At 42.2% G+C, this 22,581-nt stretch carries 20 protein-coding genes; 2 read left to right on the top strand and 18 right to left on the bottom strand.

Features of this window, described 5'->3' with window-relative positions; genetic code table 11:
- Nucleotide 1 precedes the first annotated feature (1 nt).
- The 11 genes from R7V76_RS14350 to R7V76_RS14300 form a co-directional block, all read right to left on the bottom strand.
- Complete coding sequence (locus R7V76_RS14350) at nt 2–1,057, bottom strand: polysaccharide biosynthesis protein (RefSeq protein ID WP_318093429.1); 1,056 nt, start codon at nt 1,055–1,057, stop codon at nt 2–4.
- Nucleotides 1,058–1,060: 3 nt separating this feature from the next.
- On the bottom strand, nt 1,061–1,429 hold the full coding sequence (locus tag R7V76_RS14345; protein WP_318093427.1) for a hypothetical protein: 369 nt from the start codon (nt 1,427–1,429) through the stop codon (nt 1,061–1,063).
- A gap of 13 nt (nt 1,430–1,442) precedes the next feature.
- Nucleotides 1,443–2,285 carry a glycosyltransferase family 4 protein gene (locus R7V76_RS14340; protein ID WP_318093426.1) on the bottom strand — a complete coding sequence of 281 codons (843 nt, stop codon included), beginning with the start codon at nt 2,283–2,285 and terminating at the stop codon, nt 1,443–1,445.
- Entirely contained in the window at nt 2,282–3,442 is a 1,161-nt protein-coding gene (locus tag R7V76_RS14335) for a DegT/DnrJ/EryC1/StrS family aminotransferase (RefSeq protein WP_318093424.1), read from the bottom strand. The genes R7V76_RS14340 and R7V76_RS14335 overlap by 4 nt, the downstream gene beginning before the upstream one ends.
- A complete protein-coding gene (locus R7V76_RS14330) occupies nt 3,443–4,084 on the bottom strand; it encodes an acetyltransferase (RefSeq protein WP_318093422.1) in 642 nt (213 codons plus the stop codon).
- Nucleotides 4,084–4,683, bottom strand: a complete 600-nt coding sequence (locus R7V76_RS14325) for a sugar transferase (protein ID WP_318093420.1) — start codon at nt 4,681–4,683, stop codon at nt 4,084–4,086. Before R7V76_RS14325 ends, R7V76_RS14330 begins: the two co-directional genes overlap by 1 nt.
- A complete protein-coding gene (locus R7V76_RS14320; protein WP_318093418.1) occupies nt 4,680–6,542 on the bottom strand; it encodes a nucleoside-diphosphate sugar epimerase/dehydratase in 1,863 nt (620 codons plus the stop codon). Before R7V76_RS14320 ends, R7V76_RS14325 begins: the two co-directional genes overlap by 4 nt.
- A gap of 38 nt (nt 6,543–6,580) precedes the next feature.
- On the bottom strand, nt 6,581–7,474 hold the full coding sequence (gene galU / locus R7V76_RS14315) for a UTP--glucose-1-phosphate uridylyltransferase GalU (protein ID WP_318093416.1): 894 nt from the start codon (nt 7,472–7,474) through the stop codon (nt 6,581–6,583).
- A gap of 182 nt (nt 7,475–7,656) precedes the next feature.
- Nucleotides 7,657–8,421: a tyrosine-protein phosphatase gene (locus tag R7V76_RS14310; protein WP_318093415.1), complete on the bottom strand. Its 765-nt coding sequence runs from the start codon at nt 8,419–8,421 to the stop codon at nt 7,657–7,659.
- An 11-nt stretch (nt 8,422–8,432) separates the two neighbouring features.
- Nucleotides 8,433–9,128, bottom strand: coding sequence for a CpsD/CapB family tyrosine-protein kinase (locus R7V76_RS14305; RefSeq protein ID WP_318093414.1), 696 nt, complete (start codon nt 9,126–9,128; stop codon nt 8,433–8,435).
- Complete coding sequence (locus R7V76_RS14300) at nt 9,121–9,852, bottom strand: YveK family protein (RefSeq protein ID WP_318093411.1); 732 nt, start codon at nt 9,850–9,852, stop codon at nt 9,121–9,123. Before R7V76_RS14300 ends, R7V76_RS14305 begins: the two co-directional genes overlap by 8 nt.
- 196 nt (nt 9,853–10,048) lie before the next feature.
- On the opposite strand from R7V76_RS14300, the gene R7V76_RS14295 reads away from it, so the two are divergent.
- A complete protein-coding gene (locus R7V76_RS14295; RefSeq protein ID WP_318093409.1) occupies nt 10,049–11,206 on the top strand; it encodes a hypothetical protein in 1,158 nt (385 codons plus the stop codon).
- Between the two features lie 46 nt (nt 11,207–11,252).
- On the opposite strand, the gene R7V76_RS14290 is transcribed toward R7V76_RS14295, so the two are convergent.
- The 7 genes from R7V76_RS14290 to R7V76_RS14260 all read right to left on the bottom strand — a co-directional run bounded on the left by R7V76_RS14290 (nt 11,253) and on the right by R7V76_RS14260 (nt 22,196).
- Nucleotides 11,253–12,179, bottom strand: a complete 927-nt coding sequence (locus tag R7V76_RS14290) for an LCP family glycopolymer transferase (protein WP_318093407.1) — start codon at nt 12,177–12,179, stop codon at nt 11,253–11,255.
- A gap of 178 nt (nt 12,180–12,357) precedes the next feature.
- Complete coding sequence (locus R7V76_RS14285; RefSeq protein WP_318093405.1) at nt 12,358–13,071, bottom strand: hypothetical protein; 714 nt, start codon at nt 13,069–13,071, stop codon at nt 12,358–12,360.
- Nucleotides 13,072–13,119: 48 nt separating this feature from the next.
- Nucleotides 13,120–14,688 carry a S8 family peptidase gene (locus R7V76_RS14280; RefSeq protein WP_318093403.1) on the bottom strand — a complete coding sequence of 523 codons (1,569 nt, stop codon included), beginning with the start codon at nt 14,686–14,688 and terminating at the stop codon, nt 13,120–13,122.
- Nucleotides 14,689–14,850: 162 nt separating this feature from the next.
- On the bottom strand, nt 14,851–16,434 hold the full coding sequence (locus tag R7V76_RS14275; protein WP_318093402.1) for a S8 family peptidase: 1,584 nt from the start codon (nt 16,432–16,434) through the stop codon (nt 14,851–14,853).
- A 162-nt stretch (nt 16,435–16,596) separates the two neighbouring features.
- The gene (locus R7V76_RS14270; protein ID WP_318093400.1) at nt 16,597–19,941 is read right to left on the bottom strand and encodes a hypothetical protein; all 3,345 of its coding nucleotides are present in this window, start codon (nt 19,939–19,941) and stop codon (nt 16,597–16,599) included.
- Nucleotides 19,942–20,476: 535 nt separating this feature from the next.
- Complete coding sequence (locus tag R7V76_RS14265) at nt 20,477–20,890, bottom strand: hypothetical protein (RefSeq protein WP_318093398.1); 414 nt, start codon at nt 20,888–20,890, stop codon at nt 20,477–20,479.
- A 64-nt stretch (nt 20,891–20,954) separates the two neighbouring features.
- Nucleotides 20,955–22,196, bottom strand: a complete 1,242-nt coding sequence (locus tag R7V76_RS14260) for a UDP-glucose dehydrogenase family protein (protein ID WP_318093396.1) — start codon at nt 22,194–22,196, stop codon at nt 20,955–20,957.
- 110 nt (nt 22,197–22,306) lie between these two features.
- Here R7V76_RS14260 and R7V76_RS14255 point away from each other — a divergent pair, with 110 nt between their 5' ends.
- Nucleotides 22,307–22,552, top strand: coding sequence for a hypothetical protein (locus R7V76_RS14255; protein WP_318093394.1), 246 nt, complete (start codon nt 22,307–22,309; stop codon nt 22,550–22,552).
- Nucleotides 22,553–22,581 lie beyond the last annotated feature (29 nt).

Genomic DNA, 22,581 nt, shown 5'->3' with positions numbered 1-22,581 from the left:
CTTACATCAATTCAATGATGCTATCTGATTCGACTTTTTCGCCTTTCCATTGGGCCAACTCATATTGAATATAAGGAAGATTTAAAAGCATTTCTTTTACTTGATCAACGTTTACCCGATTTGTATTATCAGAGTTATACTCCAAATGATCACGAACTAATTCGTTTCCTTCTGTAAAGAACTTCTCATAATTCAGATCACGTGTATCTGCTGGTATACGGTAGTATTCACCATGGTCTTCTGCCTTCACAAATTCTTCTTTAGTGAGTAATGTTTCATACGACTTTTCACCATGACGCGGTCCGATGATTTTGAAATCGCTTTTTGCATTGAACAATTCTTTTAATGCAGTTGCTAATTCAAAGATTGTACATGCAGGAGCTTTTTGTACAAAAATATCTCCTTGTTTAGCGTTGTTGAATGCATACAATACTAAATCAACTGATTCTTCAAGTGACATCATGTAGCGTGTCATACTTGGATCTGTAATTGTTAAGTCTTTTCCTTCTTTCATTAAATTGACGAATAAAGGGATGACCGATCCACGTGAAGCCATAACATTTCCATAACGTGTAGAACAAAATACTGTTTCGTTTTCAGAAACATTTCTTGAAGCTGCAATCATACACTTCTCAGCCATTGCTTTTGAAATACCCATGGCGTTAACTGGGTAGACTGCTTTATCTGTACTAAGTAATACTACACGTTCTACTCCATGATATTTAGCTGCTCTAAATACATTATCTGACCCTTGTACATTTGTCTTGATTGCTTCCATCGGATAAAATTCACATGAAGGAACTTGTTTTAATGCGGCAGCATGGAAAACGTAATTCACATCTTTCATTGCGTCAGCAATACTATTGTAATCTCTAACATCACCGATGTAATATTTAACTTTGTCGTTTTGAATCAAATTACGCATATCATCTTGTTTTTTTTCATCTCGACTAAAAATGCGGATTTCTTTAATATCTGTGTCAATAAAACGATTTAATACTTGATGGCCAAACGAACCTGTACCACCAGTAATTAGCAAAATTTTGTTCTCAAACATTTTTTACACAACCTTTTCTATTTTTTTTATTTTGTTTAATATAATATTCACAGCATGAGTAGACGTGAAATTTTTCTCGAAGAAATTCTGTGAGTTAGAACCTAATTTGTTAGCATAGTTTTTATCTATAAACAGTTTTGATTTAAGATAAAACTCTTCAACGTCATCACTTCTACACCAGTGTCCTAGTTTATTTTCTTCAATTAAACTGCTTAAATCTGAATTGGTATCCGTTGCAGCCATAATTGGTAATGAAGCCTGCATATACGATAATAACCTTGAAGGGAAATTAGGTATTGTAAATCTAATATCTAGGAAAATCATACCTACATCTGCTGAATGTACAACGTCTTCATAATCTAGCCTCGACATTTGTGGTATTAGTTTAGTGTTTTGTAATTCTATTATTATGAATAAAATTATGAAGTTTTTGGTATTCTGTGCCTGATCCTATAATTAAAAAGTACATATTTTCTTCGTCTTTAGTTCTTAATAACACATCACACAAAAAATCAATTCCTTGAGGTTTTCCTAAATTCCCTCCATATATATAGAGAGTTTTGTCTAAAGGTAAAGAATATTTTTGCCTAATTTTTTTTATTTCACTTTTGCTATATTTTTTTTGTTGAGTTGTAAGTGTGTTCGGGCAAATTTCAATTTTTTCAGGATGCAGATAATTGTTGTGTTTTAAAATATATCTCAAATTGTTTGTAGTCATACAGCCAATTCGGTCAGATTGATTATATAGTTTCTTTTCTTTAAATCTAAAATAACGATAAATAGGGCTGATTTTACTAAAATATCCTAAGTCTACAGCATTTTGTGGAAAGATATCTTTAAGTAAAAGATATGTTTGCGCATTTAAATTTTTTCTTTTTAAATATTTTATTACTTTCTCAAAAGTAATTGGCGGAGTTGTGTAAATAATCAAATCAAAATCATTATTAGTAATATATTTTTTTATAGCCTTTAAATATAAATACTCTAACTGTAAAATCGAAATCCCTTTTCTTACTTTATTAGTTTTAGTTATGTCACCTATTTTTATTTGTAAAAAATCTATACCTTCATTACGAAAAAAATTTGTTTCTTTATTTTCTCGTTTTTCATAAGGTCCCACTACTGTCATATCATGTCCACAATTTCTAAATTCTCTGATTAAATCAGTGTATATGCCTGGATTATTAATCTCTTCAATATTTAACAATGATAAAAATAAAATTTTCATTTAATCACTACTTTATTAAAAATACTTTTGATAGCGTTAATAACTTTAATTTGATCTGTATCAGTTAAATCTGATCCAGAAGGCAAACAAACTCCTGTTTCAAACAATTTTTTTGAAAAATCATTATTCAATGAGTGTTCAAAGAATTTAGTTCCTTTAAATAGTGGCTGTAAGTGCATAGGTTTCCATAAAGGCCGTGTTTCTATGTTCATTTCATTCAAAAATTCTATAAATTCTTGTTGAGAAACATCCGTCTTATTTTCATCTATAATAAGCGTCGTTAACCAACGATTAGAATAACTATTATTCAATTCTGGCATAAAACTAATTCCATCTATTTCTTCTAGTTGCTGTTTGTACTTTTTAAATACATTACGTCTTGCTTCTACACGATCATCAATAACTTCTAATTGCCCTCTTCCTATTCCCGCAGAAATGTTACTCATACGATAGTTGAATCCTATTTCAGAATGTTCATAATGGACAGCAGGATTCCTTGATTGAGTTGCTAAAAATCTTGCTTTTTTAATCATGTCTTCATCATCAGATACAAGCATACCGCCACCTGAAGTTGTAATTATTTTATTTCCATTAAATGAATAAACACCAAATTTTCCGTGAGTACCACTTTTTTTATTATGATATGATGCGCCCAAAGATTCTGCTGAATCTTCAATTATAGGTACACCATACTCGTTGCAAATTTCTAAAATTTCTTCCATTTTGGCACTTTGTCCATATAAATGAACGACTATTACCGCCTTAGGCATTTTTTTAATGCTTAATGCGTACTCAAATGCTTTTTTCAACGCTTCGGGAGACATATTCCAAGAATCTGGCTCAGAATCAATAAATATAGGGATTGCTTTTTCATATAAGATTGGATTTGCAGTTGCAACAAAGGTAAATGTAGAGCAAAATATTAAATCGTCTTGCTGTGTATCTAATAATCTCAGTGCCAAATGAATTGCAGCTGTTCCGGAAGATACTGCTGCTGCTGATTTTATTCCAACATATTCTGCAAGTTCCTTCTCGAACCCGTCTACGTTTGCTCCTAAAGGGGCAATCCAGTTCGTATCAAATGCTTCTTTTATATATTTCATTTCATTTCCACTCATATGCGGAGATGACAATAGTATTCTTTTTTTATCAGTCATTTAACCTCTGCCTCCTAAAACATTAGTCAACACTCTCGATGGTGATCCTACTACCGTGACGTCATTTTCAACATCCCGAATTACAGTACTTCCAGCTCCTACGACAGTCCATGAACCTACATTGATACTTGGAATGAGAGTAGCTCCAGCACCTATATGACATCCTTCTTCTACAGTTACATTTCCAGTCAATGTACTGCCTGGTGAAATATGAACGTAATCTTCAATCACGTTATCATGTTCAACGACACAACGAGTATTCAATATGACATGATTACCAATTTTTGAAGCAGGGTTTACAACACTATTTGGCATAATACAAGTTCCATACCCAACAACTGTATCTTCAGAAATGATTGCTGATGGATCAATCACAACTGCGTATTTTTCGAGGGGGACATTTAATTTTTCAAAAATAAGTTTCCTTACACGATTAGCGCCAATAGCAATTAAAATATATGTGTTTTCATCAAGGAGATTTGAAATCATACTAGTCGGCCCCTTGACTTGGCCTTTGGAGTCAACCGTACTTTCAGAATACTTATCATCAAGCTTCGCAATAACATTCCAATTAGCACGAACTGCTATATGCTCAATGACTTTTGCATGTCCTGAGTCTCCAATGAGAATTAATTTTTTCATTAGTAAATCTCCTTATTGCCTTTGAATTTTTCAATAGTTACATGATTTCCATTTGAAATACCTTCACTAATAAATACCTTTTTTACAGTCAACAATAAAATTTTAAAGTCTAATAAGAGTGACTGATTTTCTACATACCAAACATCTAATTTAAATTTTTCATTCCAACTAATAGCATTTCTGCCGTTGATTTGTGCCCAACCCGTAATACCTGGTTTGACCTCATGTCTTCGTTTTTGATTTGAGTTGTACAGAGGTAGATATTCCATAAGAAGCGGTCTTGGTCCTACCAAACTTAAGTCACCCTTTAACACATTGAATAATTGTGGTAACTCATCTAAACTAAGTTTCCGAATTAACTTCCCATGTGCATTTAATCTCTCTACATCTGAAAGTAATTCACCATTTGAATCTTTTTCATTAGTCATCGTTCTAAATTTATAAACATGAAACGGTTCTGCATTTTTTCCCGGTCTTAATTGTTTAAAGATTATTGGTTTTCCAATAAATATAAAAACGAAGATTGCAGTAATTATAATAATTGGGAAGAGAAAAATAATTAATATTAGGCTAAAAATAAAATCTACCGTTCGCTTCATAAAGTATTGAACTCCTTTTGCTTTTCCATATGTGAGTAACTTTCGTTTGCCCAGTTAATTAAATATTGCTTTAGTTCATTCTTATCATAAAATGTTTCTATCCTATTTAAATTACTATACAACTCGGGATTAACTGCAGTTTTCCCAACAAAAATACCTGGAGAAATTGTTTCGGGATTGACTTCACCTTCTTTTAAGAGTTCTTCATACATTTTTTCTCCTGGTCGAATACCAGAGAAAATAATCGGCATTTCATCTTCTGTAAATCCACTTAATTCAATCATGTTTTTTGCAAGATCAACGATTTTAACAGGTTCGCCCATATCAAGGACAAATACTTCCCCACCATCCGCTAGGATACCTGCTTGAATGACGAGACGACTTGCTTCCGGAATCGTCATGAAGAAACGTGTCATATCCGGATGTGTCACTGTTACTGGACCACCTGCTAAAATTTGTGATTTAAAAAGTGGAATGACGGATCCACGACTCCCGAGTACATTTCCAAAACGAACAACAGCAAACTTGGTCTTACTACGACGACCTAAATCTTGGACAATCATCTCCGCAATCCGTTTAGTCGATCCCATGACGTTTGTCGGATTAACGGCTTTATCTGTCGAAATCATCACAAAACGTTCTGCTTGGAACGAATCAGCCACTTCCGCAATATTTTTAGTCCCATACACATTATTTTTCACAGACTCATAGGGGTTTGCTTCCATTAAAGGCACATGTTTATGCGCTGCCGCATGAAAAACAACATGTGGTTTATGTAATTCGAATACTTGTTCAAGTCGCGTCCGATCTTGAACATCCGCAATAATCGGCACTAAATTAATTGGTAATTGTAAACCTCTTAACTCTCTTTCGATTAAGTAAATACTATTTTCTCCATGCCCTAATAATAATAATGTAGTTGGATTAAATTGAATGATTTGTCGACAAATTTCTGAACCAATTGATCCACCAGCCCCAGTCACAAGAACCGTCCGTCCTTCAATTTCTGTTTTAATTCCAGAAATATCGAGTTCAACCGGTTCTCGACCTAGTAAATCTTCGATCGAAACATCACGAATTGCATTAACGGAAATCTTACCGGTAATCAATTCCTCAATCATTGGTAAAGTTTGTACATCCTTACATAATGATTTGGCTTCCGTAATTAATTCAATTCGTCGTTGTTGTGTCAGTGACGGAATTGCGAGCACGATCGCTTCAATTCGATGTTTTTCAATAACTACTTTTAAGTTATCCGTTGTTCCAACCACTTCAATTCCCTGAATCATAAAATGCATATTTTTCGGATCATCATCCAAAAAAGCAACGGGCTTTAACTCATGAAAAGGAGAAACATATAATTGACGGACTAACGAACGTCCGGCTCGTCCAGCTCCGATTACGAGCGTTCGTTTACGTGACTTGACCATTCGTCGCGGTAACGCATATTTTCGCCAGTGTTGACCAATTCCGAGTAATCGTAAGGCAACACGAATTGCACCGAGTAACAATAAGGAAATACAAAAGCTCAGAATCGTGATGCGTTCAAGCACTTGTCCGAATACGAATTTTTGATAAATCATTAGACCAATCGAACTGATCCCTAATGATAAGGAGAGCGTTAAGGCTTCCTGAATACTGGCGTACTTCCAGTTCACCCGATACAACTTCATTAAGAAGGCCAGTGTGACAAACAACAAAGAAAACACTGCTGCCGATTGTAGTAAGAGTTGACTGTCAATCAAGTCAAATAACTCTCTCGGATATAAGAAAAAATAAGTAAAACCAATAGCAATACATAACGCTGCAGCATCAATACAGGCTAATGTCAGCGTTCGATAATAATAATAAAATTTCATTGATTGAAAGTCCTTTCTCTTCATATCTGAAGTATTTTTTAAACAGAGGAGGTACGGCTAGCTCTTTCCGCCAACAACTCTTTCATCATGCGTGCGACGTCATCTCCTAAATCGTCACGTTTTAACGCAAATTCAAGTGTCGTTTGGATAAAACCAAGTTTTTCTCCCACATCGTAGCGTCTGCCACGGAACTCGTAAGCCAATACTTCGTCGAATTCATTTAGTCTTGAAATCGCATCCGTCAGTTGAACTTCTCCGCCGGATCCAACAATTTGTGTTTCTAAGTACGTAAAGATATCTGGTTTTAAAAGATAGCGCCCCAAAATTGCTAAATTGGACGGCGCTGTTCCAAGAGCAGGTTTTTCAACAAATGATTTCACCTTATGTAAGTCCTCTGAGATGCTGTTGCTTGGATCGACGATACCGTAACGTTGTGTATCTTGATTTCGCACTTGTTGTACTCCGATGATTGAGCAATTGGTTCGTTCGTACTGCTCAATTAATTGACGTGTACACGGTATTTCTGCTTGGACGATATCATCACCCAGCATAACGACAAATGGTTCGTTTCCAATAAATGCTTTCGCTTGGAGAATTGCGTCCCCAAGACCTTTTGGTTTGGATTGCCGGATAAAATGAATGTTAATATTTGTCGTCTCTTCAACAAGATGTAACAGATCGGATTTATTTTTGGCGATTAGATTCGCCTCAAGCTCCGGCACCGAGTCAAAATGATCCTCAATTGCCCGTTTCCCTTTACCTGTAATGATGATAATATCTTCAATCCCTGACTCAATCGCTTCTTCGATGATATATTGAATCGTTGGCTTATCAACAATCGGTAACATTTCCTTCGGCATCGCTTTTGTCGCTGGTAAAAAACGTGTTCCTAACCCAGCAGCTGGAATTACCGCCTTTTTGACCCGGTACATGAGATTCACTCCATTCTCATTTTCCATAAGATAAGTTATATGGCAATCTTTACTTTATTTAAGATAACACATACCACATTCTACTTACCATAAACTTTTCCATATATTCATAATGTAAGCGTTAACATAGAAAAAAGAGAGTGTTAATTCACTCTCTTTCCCTTTCATTGACATTAAATCACTTATACCCATTGTCCTTTCCAGTTCTTTTCGACTGGATTTGGCGGGTTGATGGTGACCAATTGATTCAATAAAACTGCTTCATTGTTTTCATAGATTTCTTCATATAACCAATCTTCCAGCTTCTCTGACAGGAACTTGCGGCATTGCTCCCAGTAAAACGGACGCTTCGTCGTATGATGGGCATCTGACGCAACAAGATGCGCTAATCCGTTCTCAAGTAAAGCAACAGCAAAACGTTGGACGTCTTTTCCGTACTTTCCAATCAAACTTGCGCATGTCACTTGGCTGATTGCTCCATTAGAGATCAAGTCGAATAACAATTGCGGGTTTTGAATAATGGCTTTATTTTTCTCCGGATGCGCAATAATCGGAATATGTCCATCTGAAATCAATTCAGCAAACACTTGACGTGCATAGGACGGAATCCCCGTCGATGGAAACTCGATCAAGATATAGCGTGAAGCAGCTAAAGGTAACGCCACTCCGGCTTCCATCTCTTCGATCAACTCGCCAATCAACCGGACTTCATGTCCCGGATACACTGTCAGTGGAATGTCACGTTGTTTTAATAAGACGTTTAATTCCGCGACCGTTAACGGAACGTCGATATCACCCGTCTCGAACTGGGGATGATACAAGTGCGGTGTCGCGATGATTCGGGTGATTCCTTCTTCGACAGCCTGTTCAGCTAACTGTAACGCATGTTCAACACTCGAAGGACCATCGTCGACGAGTGGTAACAGATGACAGTGGATATCAACCATGATAGGATCCCTCACTCATAGGAATAGTAGTATTGGTACGCCGAATCATCTGTCAATTCCCGACGATTCAAGACGACTCCTAAAATTTTCGCTTCCGTCAGTTCCAATTGTTCTTTTGCTTTTAAGACTCGTTGGCGATCAGAAGTCGTACAGCCGATGACCAAAATGACACCATCCGTTAATTTTGATGTGATGCGGCTATCCGCAACTTGAAGCAGTGGTGGCGCATCTAAAATGATGACGTCGTATTCTCCACGTAATTGTTCAATCAGCTTTTCCATCGCACGCGACGATAACAATTCAGCCGGGTTTGGTGGAATCGGACCCGCTGTTAAAATGGAGAGATTATCAACCTTCGTCGGTAAAACCGCTTTTTCGAGTTCGGCCTGACGAGTCAACAGGCTCGATAATCCAAGACCGTTTGCAACACGGAACGTATAATGAACGGTCGGACGACGCATGTCAGTATCGATGATCAAGACACGTTTTCCTTGTTGTGCATAGGCGACAGCAAGATTCGAGGCAGTGGTTGATTTCCCTTCCCCTTGTGTCGAAGAGGTGACCAGCATGACTTTGATTTCTTTATCGACCGCCATGAATTCAATATTTGTCCGAATCGTCCGGTACTGCTCCGCAATCGGTGATTTCGGTTGTGTCGCGGTAATCAGGTTCCGTGCGTCTTTATTCATCTTATTTTTCTTAGCCATACTGTTTGACCACCTCTCGTTTTGCCGACTTCGCTGATGCTTTAAATAATTTGCTATCGATATCCGGAATACTTCCTAAGACAGGCAGGTCAAGCAGTTGCTGGACTTGTTCTTCTGTCCGGATGCGACGATCGAGCACTTCACGCAAGAAGGCCAGACCAACACCGAGTAAAAATCCGACGACGCCGGCAATCGCAGTGTTGAGTAAGATATTCGGACTGACTGGTGACGTTGGAATACCCGATACAGATAAGACTTTGACGTTATCGACATTCATCAGATCCGGAATGTCTTTACTGAATGTTTTGGCGACAGCATTCGCAACGTTGGAAGCGAGCGCCGCATCGGTGCTTTGGACCGAGACGTTGATGACCTGTGAGTTTTGCTCACTTTCAACTGTAATCATGTTATTCAATGCACCGATGTTGTCCGGTGCATTTTCAACTTCTTCTTGCACTTTTTCTAAAATAGCCGGACTCTTGATGATGACACGATATGTATTGACGAGTGTGACGGATGATTGGACCTGTGCTGCATCGATCACATCGGTTTCTTGTTTTTTCGGTGTAACCAGGATTTGTGTTCCTGCTTGATACGTCGGTTTAATCAAAAACGTACTGACGGCAAATGAAATCAATGCCGCAACAATCGTGAGTGCCAAAATGCGCCAAAACGACTTTCTTAAAATCGAAAATAACTCTTGTAAACTAATCGTTTCATTCATGGTTTAATTATTCTCCTTTATTTGTCTAATGCGGTGGCTTTTTATCAACTAGAAATTAGTATAACAAAAAAATTGGAAATGGTTGATATAATTTTAGGAAATATTATACGTTTATTGAAAAAGGTTGCGTATAATGAAAAGGACATGTTTTCTTTTCACATGAATTTCCGAAGATCTACATAGGAGGAATTTTTTTATGCATCGCTCACTACAAGCCCTTCAATACTATACATCGCACTCAGAGACGGATATCGAACGTCTCCACGAACGAATTTGTTCCAGCTTGGCTTCGACAGAATCGCTGACAGATACAATGATTCGCTTGACCGGACAAGCACCGCTCGTACCCTTTCAACAAGATACCGTAACCGCTGAAGAATGGACCGCATTCTTGTCGGGAAAACACCATCAGGTGCTTGCCGATTTTTACGGCACGCTTGTCGCCCGGCCAATTCTTGAAGAAGATGGTCCCGCTCCAGTTGAAGAAACTGCATCTACTCCAACACTTTCACGGACGCATCGGGAACCGGAATCTCCGCGCCGTCAAAAAATCAAGTCTTTTTCCGAACCGCGTTCAAGACGCAAGTTCCCATGGGGATGGGTCGCTTTACTCATTTTATGTTTTTTGTTAGGAGCCGGCGGTACCTACGTTTACTCCAACTACATTGCCAGTCCGCGCGTGTCTGAACCAAAATCGACTGTCGAAAAACCGGTTGCAATCAAAGAAACCAAAAAAGAAGCACCTAAAGAAGATCAGCCTGAAGTAAAAGAGGTTTCAGATATTCTTTATGTCAAAACACGAAACAGTAACATCTACAGCGATTCTGGTTTGACAGTTACTTTGTATGAAGCAGACTTCGGCGACGGTTACCGGATTCTTGAAACTACCGATACCATCAGCAAGATTGAATTGACCGACGAGCTGATTGGTTACATCAAAAACGCCGATACGACTAAGACCCTACAAGATGATGCGATTGCCGACGAATCGTTGTTGACATGGGTCGGTGACAATTTGGATACCAGCTTCGTCACCGAGACACTCATTGACCTTATCGGCAAATCAAGCGCTGATTTGAATAGCATTTACGGAGAACCGGAACGGACGTTTTCGGACGAAGTCAATTCGTACCTGTTTTACGGTAATCATTTCTTCACCCTGCAAAACGATCAAGTCATTGCCATCGACTGGTCGGAGACCGATATTACGAATGATGATTTAGCTTTACTTACACCACTTCAACTCGAAACAGAGACGACGGCACTTGTCACAAGTAATTCGTATCGACTGCAACGGTTTGATAAACCGGGAACAGATTTCAGCCGCGTTCGTCTGGCTGAGCAAAAGCTATAAAACAAGAGAGCCAATCCTTTTACGGATGGCTCTCTTGTTTTATAACTTAATTCAGATCAAGTGAATAACGTAACGCTGTTTTCGTCTGGCTCAGTGAATCTTCTGTCGGATGCCAGTAATAAATGCCATCTGCTTCTTTTCCACCTGCTCCTTCGAGCTTTAAGTTTTCCTGATTTTTAAAGGCATCCATGTAATCAAATGCCAGTGTCTGCATCGGTTTGAATGAGACATTCGTCTGTGCATTTTCTCCGACAACATCCATGATGGCATTGAATTTACTGACGGATACATCGGAAGATAATTTTGAGACCACTTGTGCAATCACGTCACGCTGCCGCATCTGACGGCCAAAATCTCCACGCGGATCTTCATAACGCATCCGTGTGTATTTAAGTGCCGCGTCACCGTTGAGATTAATCTTCCCAACCGAGAACTGCGTCCCATCTGCATTAAAGTCAATATCGTTATTAACCGTCACCCCGCCGACCGCGTCAACAAGCGACGTGAAACCTTCCATATTGATTTCCGCGTAGTAATTGATTGGAATATCAAGAAATTGCTCGACCGTCTTGATTGCCATCTCCGGTCCTCCAAATGAATAGGCGTGGTTGATTTTATCGTTTGTTTCGCGACCGACGATCTCAACTTTCGTATCCCGTGGAATACTGATCAGACGACTTTCATTGCGGGTCGGATTTAAGGTCATGACCATAATCGAATCGCTTCGCCCCTGCTCACCTGGACGTTGATCGACCCCGAGTAATAGAACAGACACCGGTTTCTGCTTTTCAATGATTTTGTCGCCGGTATTTTTAACCGGGGATTGGATTTTTTTGACGGTTTGATCGACTTGATAATACGTATAACCGACGAATCCTCCTACTCCAATGATGAGTACTAAGGCAATCAATAGCATGATTTTAAGCGGGGTGAACCGCTTTTTTGCTTTTCGTTTCTTTTTGACACGTTCCACGTCTTCACGTTCCTTCCTTCTCGTTCTTCTTTTCATTATGTAAATCATTTGAGTTCCTGTTGTTATCGGTCGAACAAAAGTCACTTTACAGTCGAGTATACCTAAAAATTAATTGAATTTGTAAAAAACGGAAAAATATGAAAAGAAGAACTCGCCAAGTGGCAAGTTCTTCTGAGGATTACAGCAAGGATTCTTCTGCAGATACGCGTTCATACATAAAGACTTCGTAGATTTTTTTCTTGAAGTTATAGTCCATGCTGACGAACATACGTTTTTTCGGATCCGTCGTCTGGAAGACATATGACTTCATCATGATTGGATCGGCAAGCCCCAACTTGATGTCTGCTTTTGAAGCGACCGTTGAATAATCATAGTGTCCCCAGTCCATCCATTCGCCAAGTCCTTTACCCGTCAAAACGGCATCGAGCTGTTTTTCTGTCATGCCTTCTGTCAACTTGGCACCTTTCGTCAGCTGCATCTTACTTTCCCGGACGCCGATTTTCGTCTTCGCCGTGATGCTGATCATTTTTGAAGTCAGACGGTAGACCGAATCCTTACTTTTTGTCGCGAATGACAGCTCCGTATAGGTCGGAGGAACTTTCGCTTTCGTGTCATAGAAGTCGTACGCCGCAAACTTTTGACCGTCTTCTTTATCTGCGTACTCTGGTTTTTTCTTCAACATTGTCGATCCGTCTTTTTTCGTTAACTGTGTTTTATAGCTTTTTCCGTAAAGTACTTTGGCGACTTGTTCCATTGTCATCCCTGTTTTCAAGGCTTCGAATTGCGTCGTCGCTTGGATTTCTTCTTTTGTTGCCGCTTGTGCTGTTCCTGCTATTAATGTTGAACCGGCCAAAATCGCCGCGATTGTCAATTTACCAAATGTTGTTGTCATGTGTTTTCGCTCTTTTCTAAAAGGTATTGGTTGATTCAAACTATCTGTTTAACGTAATAGTTGGACGGCCCGGTCGGCATCCAGTCGACCGTATCCGTACGACGTGTCATAACCCTTTTTCCCAAGGTCTTGTGCTGATTTCTTGAGAATGCTTTCGACCTCTGATGCTTTGATCGCCGGTTTTAAGCTGTAGAGAAGACTCGCGACACCCGCCACATGCGGTGCTGCCATCGACGTCCCGCTCCAGAAAGCCGACTCACCGTCACTGAGGTAACTCGGAATGTCTTGTCCCGGTGCAATCAGATCGAGTCCCTCGCCGTAGTTCGAGAAAGCCGATCGTTTGTCGAACCGGTTGGAGGAACCGACCGAGAAGGCATACTGCGATCGTGCCGGATACGACAACTTGTTTGTCCCGTCGTTTCCGGACGCGACGACGACAAGAACACCTTGTTTTTTCGCATACGCGAGCGCATCTTCAATCGCTCGTGATGAGAAGCCACCGCCGATGCTCATGTTGATGACTTTGGCTTTGTTTTTCACCGCATGCATGATGCCTTTGGCGATGTTCGAGTTGGAACCGTAGTTGTCTTCGCTCAACACTTTGATCGGAATGATTGATGCTTTGGCATTGATCCCGGACATGCCGTACGTATTGTTGCTGTTCGCTGCAATGACACCAGCGACGTGCGAACCGTGTCCGTGATCATCGATCGCGAGTCGTTGCCGGTTGACGAAATCATAGCCAAGGTCCATCCGGACGCGTCCGGCAAAATCAGCATACGTCGGATTGATGCCGGTATCGATGACTGCGACAAGAACCGTCGATTGTTTTTTCGAAGCAATCCGCTTCTTCATCGCATCAAAATTAATATCGGCCCCTTTGACACCACCACGTTGACCGGTATTATTCAGTGACCACTGGTACGATTTGAACACATCGCCACCGAGTCCCCGCATTTGACTGTCGAGTTCGACATAGGCGACACCCCGTGTTTGTTCGAGTTGGCGTTTGGCAGCAAGTGCCTGCATGACTGTCCGGTACGTGAATTTCTCAAGCTTCAGTCCGGCGTCAATCGTCTCCCGTTTAACGGCGTCTGTTTTCTCAAACAATTGCATCGCCTGACTCGTCGTTCCTGTTACTTTGACGACGAGACTGCTTGCCTTTGCCGACGTGCTGGCTTTTGCCAGTTGTTCACGCATCGGCTCAAACCGTTCAAGTTTAAACGGAACGACAAATGCCGTATTTTTCTTCCCTTCGATTTCTATGTACTGACGCCCGCTCCAACTGAGTGGAAAGATCAACGATTGATCACTGACTTCCGCGTAACGTTCATAGACCAGTTGTTTTTGATAGTCCGTTTGTGACTCATAGACTGTCACGGCTTCCGTCGCGTCCGCCGCAAACTTCAAGTGTGTCCCGCCCGTCAGATACGTTTTTGTATCAAAGTAGAACAACGCTTTCCCTTTACTGTTAAACGTTCCTTTGATGTATGCTTTTTTTGTTTTTGTATCCAGTACCGGCAACTTCCTAGCTCCCGTTCCTGCTGCATCCGTCTGAACCGGGACCATCGTTCCGAGCAAACCGAAAACCGTCAAACCGACTAACCACTTTTTCATTTCTCCACTCCTTTATCCGCCTTTTGTCCTATTCATCCAGTATAATGGAAAAAATTATGACAAACACCTATTTTTCGTCTTTTTATCGGTTTTTTTCCTCTGTTTTTGAAGCACTTCATTAAAAAAGGTGAATCCCATATTGATTGGATTCACCATGTCGCTTTATTTAATATAGCTCGTTGCTCGATCGGCATTCAGTCGACCGTAACCGTACGTCGTATCGTACCCTTTCGTCCCGAGATCCTTGGCGGATTTCTTAAGAAAACTTTCGACGTCCGACGCTTTAATCGTCGGTTTAAGACTGTATAGGACACTGGCGACAGCCGCAACATGCGGTGCTGCCATCGAGGTTCCACTTGCAAAGGCCATTTCTCCGTCCGCCAAATAACTTGGAATCTCGACACCCGGTGCGACGAGATCGAGTCCTGTCCCGTAGTTCGAGAACGAGGCTCGTTTATCGGTCCGACCGGTCGCACCGACCGAAAAGACATACTTCGAACGTGCCGGATAAGCGACCGTCTTTTTGCCGGCATTACCGGATGCGGCGACGACCAAGACGTTTTTACTTTTCGCATAGGCAAAGGCTGACTCGACCGATTTCGATGACGTGTCACCACCGAGACTGAGGTTGATGACCTTTGCGCCTTTTTTGACCGCATGATTGATCCCACTGACGAGATCCGATGTATAACCGGCCCCATTCTCATCCAGGACTTTGATCGGGATGATCGATGCTTTCGCATTAATGCCCGTCATCCCGTACGTATTGTCACTGCCGGCTGCGATGACACCGGCGACATGTGAACCGTGACCATGATCATCCCAAGCCGTCTTCGAACGATTGACGAAATCATAACCGAGATCCATCCGGACCTTCCCGGCAAAATCGGCGTAACTCGGATTAACACCGGAATCGATGACGGCAACGAGTGTCGTCGCTTGTTTCTTTTTCGCGATCCGTTTTTGCATCGCCGTCAGACCGATGTCAGCTCCTTTGACACCTTTTTTCTGACCCGTGTTGAGGAGTGACCATTGATGTTTCTTAAACGCATCGGCACCAAACGCTTTGATTGGTGTATCGTATTCAACATACGCCGTCGCACGTGATTGTTCGAGTTTTCGTTTCGCTTGTGTTGCTTCCGCCACCGATCGGTAGGTCAATTTTTCAAGGCGGAGTTCCGGTGCCAACGCTTGAACGCTCGTTGCCCCGAGACTGCTGCCCCGCACCATGCCGGCTTTCGTTTGAACGATCAGTGCTGTCGTCGTTTTGGCTTGGACAGATGTACTACGCGTCAGATCAATCGGTTCGTAGCGTGAGACACTGAACGGAACAGAGTACGTATCCCCCGGATACCCTTCTAAAATCAGATACTGCCGTCCGCTCCAACTGAGCGGGAAATACATCGTTTCGTCATTGCGTTGGAAATAGCGGTTGTAGACACGTCCGGCATCGGCGTCGGCCTTGCTCGTAAACATCGTCCCGTAGATATCCCAATCAAGATTAAACTCGAGATGCGTCCCGTCCGCGACAAAGTCCTTCGCGTCCAGATACCAAATATCCAGTCCATCCTCATCAAAACGTCCTTTCAGTGGTGCACCGACATAACTGCCATGGAACGTCGGAAATGCTTTTGCTTGATTGATTTGCTGACGACTGACCGGTTTTTGCTGATCGACTGCTTCTCCGTTTAATCCAAATCCCATCAACATGCTCAGTGCCAGACCACCTGAAATGATTCGTTTCATTCCGCCACTCCTCTATTTGTCTTAGGTACATACTCCTATGTACCCGATAATATTGGGATAATGTGGAATATTGAAAATCATTTACCTGATTCGTTTAAATTAATTTGGAATGCACGAAAAAACACCTTTCATCCATTTCTGGACAAAAGGTGTTCAAGGGGATTAGTTTAATCCGAGAAGAACTGCTTTCTCGTAACCGCCAGTCAAGACAGAGTTGTCATATGACTGAAGCTCTTTGTTGACCGTGATGACGTTCGACAATGTTTTGAGTGTACCTGCTGGCACTTTGATCTTAACGATGTCGAGACCGTTTGTGATGTCGTCATCTGAGTCAGCAAGCGAGATGCTTGTGCCGACCGGCAAGTTTTTGCCGTTTAGTGTGTACTGAGCTGTACTTGTTGCATCGTACATACCTGAGTACTGAACACCTTCCGAGAACTTGACGCGGATGACGTCTTTTTCGTTTTTGTCATTTGCTGTGACTTTAACGATTTCGAATGGAGAAACCACCGGAGTAACTGGTGTTTTCGAAACTTTGAAGTCGTGAGATGCCGTCGCAACTGTGTTTCCGACATCGTCAGAAAGTGACTTGACGACAACTTTCCACTCTTCGCCGTATCCTTCTTTGTCGACGAGGTACTGGATGCTCTCGTTCGCTTTGACGCGGAAGTTCGTATCTGAACTGTTTGTATAACCAACGACTGAACCGTCGACTGTAACGATTTTACCGTTTTTGTCTTTACCAATGAACTCAACTGTTGTTTTCGGCGGTAAGACCGTGCCTTCTGCATTGATGAGTGGTGTATCCGACTGATCAAGACCACGTAATTTAACCGGTTCGCTCATCATGACGTTAAAGTCATTCGAGAGAAGGATGCGGTCGATGGCATTGATTTCAGCACTCTTCAGATCAGGAGAGTTGAGCGGTGAACCAGCGTAGTTCAGGTCAAGTGACAACGCATCGTTTTTCTCGCCGTTCGCTTCTGCTTTGACTGCATCTTTAGCAAGTGTGATTTTGAACTTGCCGTTGTAATAGTTTTCTTTCGTGTTGACTGTATCGTAGATTTCCGTCCAGTCTTTGTTGAGCTCGAGAAGTACTTCGCCCGTCTCTTCGTTGTAGTATGTGACGTCAGCATATTGGCTGAAGTCTTCATACACTTTCGTACCTGAGTTGTAGCTCTCAAGTTTCAGTTTTCCTGAAGCAAGCAATCCTTTGACTGCATCAAGATCAAGATTTTTGAGTTGTTTGCTGAACATGATCCGGAATTGTTCAGGTGACTCAACTACGACGCCAGCTGTCGGTTTAACTGTATCTGCCGCAACCGTGAAGTCGAGGTTTTGTGTTGTTCCGATATTCGACTCATCTGAGAGGGCCGCGAAGTCCATTGCATCCCAAATCTGGAGTGAGTGTTTACCTGGTGTGAAGTAACCTTTTTTCGGTCCTGGGTAAGCTTCTTCTGCTTTGACAGCTGCCATCATCTGCTCATCGTTTAACGTGATGATGACTGTATCGCGGCGGTCGACACCTTCTTTGTTGTCGAAGCCGAGGTATTCGACATCAAAGTATTTCTCGCCGAACTGACCGTCGATTTTGAACTTCGCATCCGCGATTGCTTCTGAGAATTTCACTTCGAGTTGGTTCAGGCCGACCGGTTTAACAGACGTGACTTCAGGTTGACGTGCATCCGTCAATTTGAAGCTCGCTTTTGATTTGACTTCTGTATCCGTGCTGCTTGTGATTTTCGCAAGGACTTTGACCGTCGCGTTGTCTTGGAGTGGTGTTTCTTTGTCCAAGATGACTTCGAAGGCTTTCGGATTTGAAGGAATCGATTTGATTCCGATAACACGTTTCATCCCATCGAATTGTTCGATTTGGATGTTGTCGTTCGCCATATACTCGCTCTCATCTACAGTTGGAAGCTTTTTATCAAGCCCAAATGATTTGAGTAATAATTCACGTGAAACGGCTTTGTCGAGGAAAATCGTCACGCGATCCGCTTGGTTCGATTCAGCTGCAAGGACATTGATCATCTCAACCGGAGCCGGTGTGACCATGACTGTGCTGAACTTCACTTTTGCTTGTCCATCGATTTTACCGATTAAGTCTTTGTACTCACCATTGACTGTCTCGATGATTTGCGCATCGATTGTCGCTTCAAGGTCCGTGTTGCTGAACTCTGAAGTGAGGAGGACTGTCGCTTTACCGTCTTGGATTGTAACACGCTCTTTGGCGAGTGAACCGAATGATGTCGATAATTTCAAGACGATATCGTCTGCTTTCATATCTACTTCACCAGTTGCTTTGTTTTTGAGCGAGAATGTCACTTCCGTGTTGTCCGATCCGTTTGCGAGGATTGAAGACGCTTTTGGCGTGACTTCAAGCATCCAAATGTTTTCAACACTTTGTGTCATGAAGCTGAGTGAACCAAGATCTTTGGCTACGCCGCCAATCATGATGCCTTTCGCATCAACTGTGTAATCCATGCCGTACTCGAGGCCTTCGACTTCGAGGACTGCTGATTTCTTGTCGGCACTGAGTGTTGCTGACTTGACTGTTGCACCTGCGATTTTGAAGTTGTCTGCCATGACAGAATCAACTGCACGTGAGAATGAAACTTCAACTTTTTCTTTGCCGAGTGCTTTTGCTGAAGCAAGAACTGTGTTTGCAATCGTGAAGTCCATTGCAGCTGATTTCACATCGCCGACTTTGACGACATAGCTATGTGTGCCTTCAGGAATGCCGCCTTGCGACGCCATGAATTTCCCTTTAGAAAGAGATCCTTTGACGACGATCGGTGCTTTCGTCATATCTTTTCCTGGGTAGATCAAGAGTTCAGCCATTGCGCCCACAGCAGGGTACATGACGTCTGCTTTAACAGAAAGTGTCTGATCATCGACGCTTCCCATGACGTTTGAGATCATTGCTGCTTTCACTTCATAGTTGATCGAACCTGTCACGACAGAGTTCGCACCTTTGTATGTGTAAGCAATTTTATATTTGCCGGCTTTTGAAGTATCCGGTGTTTTGATGTTGAACTTGCTGATCGGGCGTTTCACGATGATGCCTGATTTATAACGGATGCTGATTGTGCTCGGAAGAACAACTTTTCCTCCGACGGCAACTGGTTCGAGGACTGGTTCGAGGATATCAACGACATAGTTCTGAAGTTCTACTTTGAGGACGGCTTTTTTCGAAGTGCCGGCAACTGTACCGTAAAGCACTTGATACTTGTTGATGTACTTCGCTTCAAACTTAACCGAGCCGTTCCATTTTACAGAACGCATTTCGTATTTGCCGTTTGTCAGCTTGACTTTGACTTTCGTCGGCAACATCAATTTCTTAACCGCGTACTTTGAACCACCTGCATGCTTCATCAGGATTGGTTCGATGTATTTAACAGAGACCTTTGCTGCCGCGTCAGCAGCAACCGGTGCAACGACAGATGCAGTGACTGCGAGTGCAGCTGCAGCAGCGTACAATTTGTTTGATTTTTTCGTGTAAGCCATGTTTACAATTCCTCCTCTTGTCTTTCAAAACTAAATGCAACAATCCCAACCAGATAACCTACACTTAAAGTAAAATATTTGTAAATATTTACTTTAAAACATGCAACGAATTCTCTGCCTTCTTGGGAGGAGTACGTTCTGTTTCACACGCCGATCCATCGCCTATTCAGTAGACGATCGTCAGTGACACATTATGTATCCAGTTTGGGATGAACAGAAAAACGTTGTTTAATGCCTTCATAAGTAAGGCATTTCATATGTCGTAGGTTTGCACCAAGTCTCACTGCTAGATCAGTGAGTCACTCAGCTACAGCTCAAATATACAAAACTCAGAAACTAACGACAATAGGTTTTTTGTAAAAATTAGGTGAATAGTAGTAACTAGTAAAATATATTTACAGGTTGTATATGGAAATTAAAAATCTAACTATCCCTTTTTAAGAAAACGCTTACATTTATATAGAATTTCATTAAAGTCAATATTTTTCTGAAATATAATAAAGCCATCACGCTTCGATCCGTGACGGCTTTTCGCTCAAGATATATTCTGATTTGCTCGTTCTACCGCTTTTAAAAAAGCGTCGCGGTGAAATCGATGATCGGCATCTGCCGTCAACTCAATCATGTCGTCCAAGCGACGCAATTGAATCGGAAGACCACGTCCGATCCATTCGAGTTGCTGCTGGAGATGCCGCCTCGCCCGGTCAATCGTATGTCGTTCGGCTGCTGCGAACTGCCGTAAGTACTGTAAGACGTAACCGAATCCGAATTCAATCGGAATCCGTAATTCAGCTCCTTTGTCCTTGATCCGGATCAGACCGGCTCCATAATGGATGGCCCGTTCCCATTCTTCGCTGATTCGTTCGTACCAGTTCCCATTCGTCAAACAGTGTGTTTCCAGTGCGCCTTTCGGACCACTTGGCATGACGCTGAAATAATCGATTTTCATTCGTCTTCTCCTTTTGTCATTAAAAATAGGATGAATCCTTGATGGACTCACCCTATATGACAGGTCAAGAGGTTGGATTGTTCGAAAATGTTTTACCCGGACGACCAATCCCTTCGTATTGGACGTCCCCCGGTTCATCGACGAATGCCCAACAGTTGCGGCCGTCAATCAATCGGGCCGTTTTCATGTTATCCGTCAGCTGTCGTGGTGTGACATGCTTGATTTCATCCCACTCCGTCATGATGACAGCTACCTCAGCTCCTGCGACCGCTTCTTCTATCGTCTCTTTTTGATTGAGCAGGGTTTTGGCTGCAGGATCATAGCCTGTAACGATGACACCCAGTTTCGTCAGACGGTCTGCCAGACGTAATGCCGGAGCATCACGTAGGTCGTCCGTTCCCGGTTTGAAGGATAAACCCAATAAAGCAATCCGAAGTCCTGGTCTTGGATTGATTTTTTGAAGGACATATTCGAGCTGCGCTTCATTCGTCCGGTCCGCTGCCTCAATGACATGAAGATGTTCTCCCTGTCTTTGAGCCAGTGTCGTCAAGGCTGCGATGTCTTTTGGAAAACACGATCCACCATAACCGGCACCGGCTTTTAAGAAAGCCGGACCGATGCGCGGATCAAGACCAATCCCATGGGCTACGTCCTCGACGTCGGCTCCGACGATATCCGCCAACCGTGAAATCTCATTGATGAAACTGATTTTGACAGCCAAAAAGCTGTTAGCTGCATACTTCGTCAACTCGGCTGTTGTCGGATCAACGTGAACGATTGGTGCATTTGCTTTAAATAAGTCGGTCAGACTCTCCGCTAATGCTTGATCGTGTGTTCCGATGATGACCCGGTGCGGATTGCGCATATCTCGCACAGCAGTCCCCTCCCGGAGAAATTCCGGTACCATCGCAAAACGTAAGGACGGATACCTTCCTTGGAGTGATTCCGTCGTTCCCGGTGGTATCGTCGATTTTAATACAATTGCTGCATCCGGTTGAATGGAATGAATGTACGCAATGACCGCTTCGACGGCTGATAAATCACAACTGCCATCTGCCCCTTCCGGTGTTCCGACAGCTATTAGGTACAAATCAGAAATTGGATACTCGGTCGTAAAGGTCAGACGACTTTGATTTTTCTGTAACGCTTCTTCAATTCCCTCTTCCGTAATTGGTACAATTCCTTTCGATAACAGTTCCATTCGTTCTTTATTTAAATCGACACAAACCACATCGTGCTTCGCATCGGCTAATCCGATTGCGGTTACGAGACCAACATATCCCGTGCCAACTACTGTTACTTGCATCTCATCACATCCTCCATCAGTTTCTCTGTCTTCACTATACGGGAGCGAAAGTGATTTGTGCATCGAAAAAGCTTTTCGAATACGCTATACTGAAGACGGGAATGGGAGGAATGCTCGTGGCGATTATCATCTTTTGCCTCGTATGTCTCTTCGCATATCGTATCCGCAAGCTTCCCGAAGCGATTCGGACGATCTTACTCATCCTCGGTTTACTCAGTGGATGGTTCGCGCTGTTTGAGATCATCAGTTATTTAGAAGCGAATCCTTACCTGGCCGCTATCCCGATCACACTCGGACTCGGCTACTGGTTTTGGCGCCGCAAGAAAAAACGGACGACCGGTTCTACCTCAGCTTGAGGTCGAGCGGTGTCCGCCTATCAATCACA

This window comes from Exiguobacterium artemiae (genome assembly GCF_033342815.1).
GTDB classification, from domain to species: domain Bacteria; phylum Bacillota; class Bacilli; order Exiguobacteriales; family Exiguobacteriaceae; genus Exiguobacterium_A; species Exiguobacterium_A artemiae_A.
Note: the sequence above shows the minus strand (reverse complement) of the source record. Positions and strands in the feature narration are given on the sequence as shown.